This is a genomic window from Streptococcus mitis, assembly GCF_001074635.1.
GTDB lineage: Bacteria > Bacillota > Bacilli > Lactobacillales > Streptococcaceae > Streptococcus > Streptococcus mitis_E.
This window is the reverse complement of sequence record NZ_JUQO01000189.1, coordinates 1-7,398: the sequence shown is the minus strand read 5'-3', so window position 1 is coordinate 7,398 and position 7,398 is coordinate 1. Positions and strand designations below refer to the sequence as shown.

Below are 7,398 nucleotides of genomic sequence, written 5' to 3'. Positions count from 1 at the left end.
CCTCTTGAGGATTAGAAAATGTTTTTTCTTTTCCATCAATAAAAATAGTTCCTGAAGTAGCTGGAAAAAGTCCAGTTAAAATATTCATTAAGGTTGATTTGCCTGCACCATTCTCTCCCATTAAAGCATGAACTTCTCCTGAATTAAGAACCAAATCAATACTTTCTAAAACACGATTATTCCCAAAAGATTTTGAAATGTTCTTCATTTCAATTTTCATAGGCAACCCCCTTCTAAATAATAACTCCTGATTGCAAGATTATATTCGAATATGGTGTATCTTCCCCAGTGCGAATAACTGCCTTAACTTTAGTATTCATAGCTTTCAATTCTTCATGACTAATATACTCAATAATTATATTCGATCCTAAAAGATCTAGAACTGCTTGCCACTGTTCTTTGTTTTTTTCCTTAATTTCTTCTGCTAAGAAAATTTTTTCAATAAGTACATGATCTGAATATTCTTTTAAAACTTCTAAAAAACTTGGACTGCCTTTTCTTAATGCTAAATCAATTTTATCAACACCTTTTGGAACTGGCAATCCTAAATCTCCGATACAAACCAAATCCATATGACCTAAATCATCAGCTAGTTTCGCTATATTACTATTTAAAATCCCATATTTCTTCATATCCTGAATGCTCCTTTACTTCTTTCAAACTCGGCATGCCTCCTTGCGCTCCAAATCTTTGAACAGAAAGATGTGAAGCAATTGTTGCAAAGGACAATGCAACATTCATCTCTTTTCCTTTTGAGATAGCATAAGCAAAAGCACCATTAAACGTATCTCCTGCTCCTGTAGTATCAACTACTTCTGCTTTTATAGCAGGAATCTTCTGAACTGCTGTCCCATCATAATAAATAGAACCTTCAACTCCTAATGTCACAATCATTTTATTAGGATAAATTTTAATAATTTCTTCTAATTTCTTATCTGGAAAAAGCTCTGAACATTCATGCTCATTAGGAGTAATAAAATCACAAAAAGGAATCATCTCTATGTCTGTTTCTCTAGCTGGTGCAGGATTATAAAGCACCTTAACTTTATTTTCTTGACAAAATTTAGCTATAGATAAGTTGGCTTCATGTGGTATTTCATTTTGTAATACAACAATACTTGCATCACTAATCAATTCCCACTCATTTTTCCAATCATTTGTTTTAACTAAATTATTCGCTCCGGGATAATAAATAATCCTATTATCACCTCCATATAAAGTAATTTGTGCAACTCCTGTAGATTGTGGTACCGTTCCCACATGTTCTATAGAAATATTATTATTTTGCAGATTGCTTAGTAAATCTGCTGAAAAAATATCTTCCCCAACGTCCCCAAATATGTAAATATTATCTTCTACACTGGATAATCTACCAATAGCTACAGCCTGATTTGCACCTTTTCCACCTGGAACTATATTAAATGAATCCCCAAAAATCGTTTCACCTCCTTCTGGAATCCTTTTTGTTCTCATAACTAAGTCCATTGAAATACTTCCAACAACAACAATTTTACTCATTACTTTCTCCTTAATGTATTTCTTTCTACGTATCTAACAGGTAGTTTAATTTTAGCTTCATCTATAGAGAACTTATTTGCCATATTATAGATTAGTTTTGCAGCCTGTTCTCCCATTTTATATGATGATTGGTGAATAGTTGATAAAGAAGGGTAAATGAATTGACTAAGTACAATATCATCATAACCAATGATTTGAATATCATCTGGAATTTTTTTACCAATTGCTAAAATTTCATGAATATAAGCTATCGCATGAATATCAGAAGGTGCTATAATACTATCGATATTTGGATTTCTTTTTAGATTCTCTTTAGCTTCTTTTTGAATTTTTTCAAAGTCAAAAGTTTCACTTTCTTCAATACAAATTTCTAAATTTTTATTCCTCAAATAGTTTAAACTTGCTTCAAAGCGTTCCGCGATATTCTCGGCTTTATCATCTAAAACTTTAATAATCATAACTTGCTTAGCGCCAGCATTCCAAATTGCTTTAGCAGCCAAACGTCCACCCAACTGATTATCAGAAAAGACACCGTAACCTGTATCTTTACTAATCCGGTCAACCACAACAACAGGTAATGTTAGATTTGGAAATTCCTTTGTAAAGTCAAGTGTTGTTATAATACCAGCTGCATTTGTTTTTAACAAAAGGTTTATATATTCTTCTAACGAATCATGATCTGAAATAGTACCAACCATAATCCTATAACCTTTATCTTTCAAATATGATTCGGCTCCTCGAACTAATCTTGGGAAGAAGGGATTAGAAATATCTGGCAATAAGAGTCCTACCATTTGATTTTTTTTAGTTTTTAAAGATTGTGCTAATACATTTGGTGTGTAATTTAATTTCTTGATAGCATTTTTTATCTTTTCTCTCGCATCATCTCCGACATAGCCTTTTTTCGAAATATATCTTGAAACTGTTGACTTTGATACTCCAGCTTCTTCAGCAACCTGTTTTATTGTAGTCATCACTCCTCCTTTTTTATTGTGGAACCGTTCCCTTATTTATATAGTAAGCGTTTTCTTTTGTTTTGTCAATACTTTTTTAGAAATATTTTAAATTTATTTCAGAGTACACATGTTTTTACTAATCTCCTATTACTATTAGATACGAAACACAACAAGACCTCCACTATATCGAGGAGGCTTTGGATCAGCTCGGTTATTTAGTAAAAGACTAGAAAATTTTCTTTTCCCAATCGTCTTCTGTACGGCGAGGGTAGAAAAATTCAGATTTGTCCAGAGCTTCCATCATCTCCATCAAAGGTAACATATCATAGGCCAGATCCAAGTTTGGAATCTGGTCTTTTTGCACCCAAGAAACTTCTCCTTCATCTGAAGAGCGAAGGCTACCAGAGAACTCAGTCGCCTTATAACAAATGACAATATAGCGCCCACCTGTATCTAGTGGCCAATTTTTAATGCCGACAAGTTGAGGATTTTGGATAGTCAATCCTGTTTCTTCGTAGATTTCACGAATCACAGACTCTGCGAAAGACTCGCCATTTTCTACATGGCCTCCTGGAAAGGCATAACCAGACCAACGATTGTTTTCAGGAGAGCGATATTGCATAACCACGCGCTGCGTTTCGAGGTCTTCAATCAGACAAATATTTGTTAAAATCGTTAATTGTGCTCGAGACATACATAGACTCACTTTCTAATTTATTAAATTTTCAGACTTGGTACCAGAAATATTAGCTTTTACTTTTTAGAATTATTTAGAATAGAATACCATCCGTTTTTCCTTCATAGGCTTTCCAAGTTCAAGTATCTTTTCTTGTCCATCAAAAGTAAAACCCATTTTTTGATAGAAAGCAATGGCTCGCTTATTATCTTTCAATACCCATAAGAAAATTTCACAAAAATGATCAAGAGCAATCAAAGCTGCTTTCATTAACTTTTGTGCGATACCTTTTCCATAATAGTCTTTTAAAACATATAAGGCAATAATTTCGTCAGCTTGAATAGTCTCATCACGAAAGTTGCCATAACTTATAAAACCAACTACCTTCATACCATCCATCGCAATCAATGTATTTTCTGGATACTTTTTACTAAAGAATAGACACCTTTCTAATGTCATTGTCTCCTGAAATTCTGCAGGCAAAAGGTCATCATAAGCCTCTCTCCACGTTTGCCAGTGAACGAAGGATTTACCTTCTATCTCTTCAGGAGTTTCCATTGATTTGATAATAACCGTCATTTATTTTCTTCTCCTTAATCCAACGCCTTGACTTCCTTTGCTACTTTTTGTAGAAATTTTTGTCTTGTTGAACTTGTATTTACTTCACGGCCTAACTCTCCTAAGATTGAAACCCTCTTTGTTTTTATGCCACAGTGATTCAATATAGCATTCTTTAATACTGATATTCCATAACTGTCTGGAATGTTAATCGGACCTGAAAATACTTTGTACCACCAAGTTGGTGCCATAGAAGTTGCATAGATACTAGCTGTTTTTCCTTTTAGTAACTTTTTGAACTGTTTCCCTCTCAAGTAGTTCAAAATAAAGCTTCCTCGATTATTTGCAGAGTATGCAATGCCTGGCGTAAAAACACGATCAATCCACCCCTTCAATAGACTAGGCATACTACTCCACCAAATAGGATAAACAAAAATTAAATGATCTGCCCACTGGATTAATGATTGAGAGCGTAGAATAAACGGATCGTCCTCCATCCTTTGTCGGTAACCATAACGTAAAACAGGATCAAACTCTTCTGCATTAAGATTAATCATTTCAAATTCATGTCTATTTGAGTCTATGTTTTCTACAATCGTTTGAAAAATTGCTTGGCAGTAGCTTTCTTTATCAGGATGTCCATTAATAACTAAAATATTCATAAAATTCCCCTAATCCAACGCCTTGACTTCCAACATCATATCCCGGATCTGAGCTGCCAGTTCAAAGTCAAGCACCTCGACGGCTTCTTGCATTTGTTTCTCTAGTTTCTTGACGAGTTCTTTGCGCTCTTGTTTGTTGAGGCTATTGATGTCGACTTCCTTGTCTTCTTCCTTAGCAACTGCCTTGGTCACAGCAATCAGATCACGGATTTCTTTCTTGATTGTCTGTGGTACAATACCGTGTTCTTCATTATAGGCCATCTGGATTTTCCGACGGCGGGCAGTTTCATCGATAGCACGTTGCATAGACTGGGTAACGGTGTCCGCATACATGATGACATGACCTTCACTGTTACGTGCAGCACGACCAATGGTCTGGATAAGGCCACGTTCATTACGAAGGAAACCTTCCTTGTCAGCATCGAGAATAGCTACGAGGCTCACTTCAGGAACGTCAATTCCTTCACGAAGGAGGTTGATTCCGACCAAGACATCAAAGACACCCAAGCGCAGGTCACGAATAATCTCTGTCCGTTCCAAGGTCTTAATATCCGAGTGCATGTACTTGACCTTGATACCCATTTCCTTAAAGTAGTCGGTCAAGTCCTCTGCCATTTTCTTGGTCAAGGTGGTGATAAAGGTTCGTTCATTCTTTTCAACACGGGCATTAATTTCACCTAAGAGGTCATCAATCTGTCCCATAGTCGGACGGACTTCCACCTCAGGATCCAAGAGTCCTGTCGGACGAATGATTTGCTCAATCACTGTCTCAGTCTGCTCGTTTTCATAGTCACCTGGTGTCGCTGAAACGTAAACAATCTGATGAACGTGACTCTCAAACTCCTCCCGACGGAGAGGACGATTGTCCAGAGCAGACGGTAGACGGAAACCATAATTAACCAGCATTTCTTTACGCGAACGGTCTCCATTGTACATGCCCTTGATTTGCCCCATGGTCATGTGACTCTCATCAATCATGATCAAGAAATCATCTGGGAAGAAGTCGAGAAGCGTATAAGGAGGTTCACCTTCGCTCCGTCCATCCATGTGACGTGAATAGTTCTCAACCCCATTGGTATAGCCCATCTCACGCAGCATTTCGATATCATACTCTGTCCGCTGTTTCAAGCGCTGTGCTTCCAGTAATTTACCTTCCTCCTCAAAGACTGCTAACTGCTCTTCCAACTCCGCCTGAATCTTGGAAATAGCAACTTCCATATGGTCGTCATTGGTCACAAAGTGGGTGGCAGGAAAAATCGCCAGATGATCTACTTCTCCAAGGACTTGACCAGTCAAAGCTTCAACCTCACGGATGCGGTCAATTTCGTCTCCAAAAAATTCTACTCGAAAGGCGTGTTCATCACGAGATGCTGGGAAAATCTCCACTACATCCCCACGCACACGAAATCTTCCCCGTTGGAAATCAATATCATTTCGCTCAAACTGGATATCCACCAAGTCATTCAAGAGTTTATCACGGGAAATTTCAAGACCTGGACGGAGACTAACGACACTATCAGCGTATTCCTTGGGCGAACCCAGACCATAGATACAAGAGACTGAGGCCACGACAATAACATCATTACGCTCCAAAAGGGCTGAGGTAGCTGAGTGGCGGAGCTTGTCAATCTCATCATTGACAGAGCTATCCTTTTCAATATAGGTATCACTAGAAGGGACATAGGCCTCAGGTTGGTAATAATCATAGTAAGACACAAAGTACTCAACGGCATTTTCAGGGAAAAATTCCTTAAACTCCCCATAGAGCTGTCCTGCCAGAGTCTTATTGTGAGCGATGACCAGTGTTGGTTTATTAACTTTAGAAATGACCTGACTCATGGTATAGGTCTTCCCTGTACCAGTCGCCCCCATCAAAATCTGTGCTTTTTCGCCCCCCTCGATATTATCAACCAACTGCTCGATAGCTTGGGGTTGATCTCCTGATGGTTGATATTTTGATACTAGTTTAAATTGATTGTCAGTAATGCGATTAATCATAAGAATCCTCTCTCCGTGTGCTATTCCTATTTTAGCATACTTGTAGCATTTTCACGAAGAAAAGGACGGACCGAAGTCACATCCTTTCATTTTCTTTCTTCAATAGATAAGCGAGATAGACAATCAGCAGTAGCAAGACCAGACTTGTCATGATAGATCCTTCTATCCCAAAAGATCCACCTGATAACCAGCCTTGATTACCTTGTGGTAAAAAGGTCATCAGTGATGTCCCAGACGGCTGACCGCTAACTAAAATCCCAAAAAGATTGCCCTGAGCAAAATTCCAGGCGCCATGAATACCTGCTACACCCCAAACTGTATCTGTTTTGAGGAGGTAAAGTGACATGGCAACTCCGAATAAAAAGAGATTCACTAGAGATAGAGGGGTGAGACCAGAATTTCCCGCATGAAGCAGGGTAAAGAACAGGCTAGATATAAGAACAGCTAGTTTTAGATTGGTTCTTGAGGCCAATTGAGGAAGAAGCCAAGCACGGGCCACCACTTCTTCTGTTGTCCCCTGTAAAATCCAAAATGGGATAGTAAAGACAACAAAGGTAAGCGAATAAGGATTCAAGTAAATAGACTCCAAACGATATTGCCCTAATGCTACTAAACCTAACAAGGTCAGAAGAAAAAGTGCCAAACCTAAGCCAAATCCTTTCAGAAGACTGCTGAGGAAATTTTCTCTATAAAATCCTAAAGTTCGAATAGGTCTTTTCTCAACTTTTTTAGTCCATCTGAACACAGTGTTGAGTATAAAACCAAAGGCCAGTAAATCTAAAATTAAATGAAAGTCACTTGTTTTATCCATCAAGCTCTGCTGCAAGGTCTGCAAGTAGGTAGCAAAAGCTTGACCAGTCTCTCCAAAATTTCTAGCAAGTCCGATAAGAGCTAACAAACTAATACCATATAAAGTAAAAGCCACAAACTCTCCTATGAAGACAAAAGCAAAGGCTAACAAGGGGCTTGTGTAAATGTTTAACCGCATTTGAGAAGCTTGGAAGTCTTTAAAAATTCTTTTGTTCTTCAT

Annotated in this window: 9 protein-coding genes and 1 pseudogene; 1 reads left to right on the top strand and 9 read right to left on the bottom strand. The window is 37.8% G+C overall.

Annotated elements, in window-relative coordinates:
* From ADI58_RS07670 to ADI58_RS07655, 4 genes are all read right to left on the bottom strand, one after another.
* Positions 1-220, bottom strand: a 220-nt coding sequence (locus ADI58_RS07670) for an ATP-binding cassette domain-containing protein (RefSeq protein ID WP_049522080.1), incomplete at its 3' end; no start/stop codon positions are given.
* A gap of 13 nt (positions 221-233) precedes the next feature.
* Complete coding sequence (gene rbsD, locus ADI58_RS07665) at positions 234-632, bottom strand: D-ribose pyranase (RefSeq protein ID WP_000759835.1); 399 nt, start codon at positions 630-632, stop codon at positions 234-236.
* Positions 607-1,518 (bottom strand): ribokinase, encoded by a 912-nt coding sequence (gene rbsK, locus ADI58_RS07660; protein ID WP_049522079.1) that lies wholly within the window; start codon positions 1,516-1,518, stop codon positions 607-609. Before rbsK ends, rbsD begins: the two co-directional genes overlap by 26 nt.
* Positions 1,518-2,492 (bottom strand): LacI family DNA-binding transcriptional regulator, encoded by a 975-nt coding sequence (locus ADI58_RS07655; protein WP_049522078.1) that lies wholly within the window; start codon positions 2,490-2,492, stop codon positions 1,518-1,520. The genes rbsK and ADI58_RS07655 overlap by 1 nt, the downstream gene beginning before the upstream one ends.
* A gap of 134 nt (positions 2,493-2,626) precedes the next feature.
* Here ADI58_RS07655 and ADI58_RS11190 point away from each other — a divergent pair.
* Positions 2,627-2,704 (top strand): annotated as a pseudogene (locus ADI58_RS11190) (DNA-binding transcriptional regulator); the annotation flags it as partial.
* Here the strand turns inward: ADI58_RS11190 and ADI58_RS07650 are convergent.
* The 5 genes from ADI58_RS07650 to ADI58_RS07630 all read right to left on the bottom strand — a co-directional run.
* A complete protein-coding gene (locus ADI58_RS07650; protein ID WP_049522077.1) occupies positions 2,701-3,168 on the bottom strand; it encodes an 8-oxo-dGTP diphosphatase in 468 nt (155 codons plus the stop codon). The pseudogene ADI58_RS11190 and the gene ADI58_RS07650 overlap by 4 nt on opposite strands.
* A 72-nt stretch (positions 3,169-3,240) precedes the next feature.
* On the bottom strand, positions 3,241-3,729 hold the full coding sequence (locus tag ADI58_RS07645) for a GNAT family N-acetyltransferase (protein WP_049522076.1): 489 nt from the start codon (positions 3,727-3,729) through the stop codon (positions 3,241-3,243).
* A 14-nt stretch (positions 3,730-3,743) separates the two neighbouring features.
* Positions 3,744-4,370, bottom strand: a complete 627-nt coding sequence (locus ADI58_RS07640) for an NAD(P)H-dependent oxidoreductase (protein ID WP_049522075.1) — start codon at positions 4,368-4,370, stop codon at positions 3,744-3,746.
* A 9-nt stretch (positions 4,371-4,379) separates the two neighbouring features.
* A complete protein-coding gene (gene uvrB / locus ADI58_RS07635) occupies positions 4,380-6,368 on the bottom strand; it encodes an excinuclease ABC subunit UvrB (RefSeq protein ID WP_049522074.1) in 1,989 nt (662 codons plus the stop codon).
* 76 nt (positions 6,369-6,444) lie between these two features.
* Positions 6,445-7,398, bottom strand: a 954-nt coding sequence (locus ADI58_RS07630) for a CPBP family intramembrane glutamic endopeptidase (protein WP_049522073.1), incomplete at its 5' end; no start/stop codon positions are given.

Excerpts from the sequence above, each read along its gene's own strand:
- rbsD (WP_000759835.1), bottom strand. The coding sequence starts at position 632 with ATGAAGAAATATGGGATTTTAAATAGTAATATAGCGAAACTAGCTGAT.
- rbsK (WP_049522079.1), bottom strand. The coding sequence starts at position 1,518 with ATGAGTAAAATTGTTGTTGTTGGAAGTATTTCAATGGACTTAGTTATG.
- ADI58_RS07655 (WP_049522078.1), bottom strand. The coding sequence starts at position 2,492 with ATGACTACAATAAAACAGGTTGCTGAAGAAGCTGGAGTATCAAAGTCA.
- ADI58_RS07650 (WP_049522077.1), bottom strand. The coding sequence starts at position 3,168 with ATGTCTCGAGCACAATTAACGATTTTAACAAATATTTGTCTGATTGAA.
- ADI58_RS07645 (WP_049522076.1), bottom strand. The coding sequence starts at position 3,729 with ATGACGGTTATTATCAAATCAATGGAAACTCCTGAAGAGATAGAAGGT.
- ADI58_RS07640 (WP_049522075.1), bottom strand. The coding sequence starts at position 4,370 with ATGAATATTTTAGTTATTAATGGACATCCTGATAAAGAAAGCTACTGC.
- uvrB (WP_049522074.1), bottom strand. The coding sequence starts at position 6,368 with ATGATTAATCGCATTACTGACAATCAATTTAAACTAGTATCAAAATAT.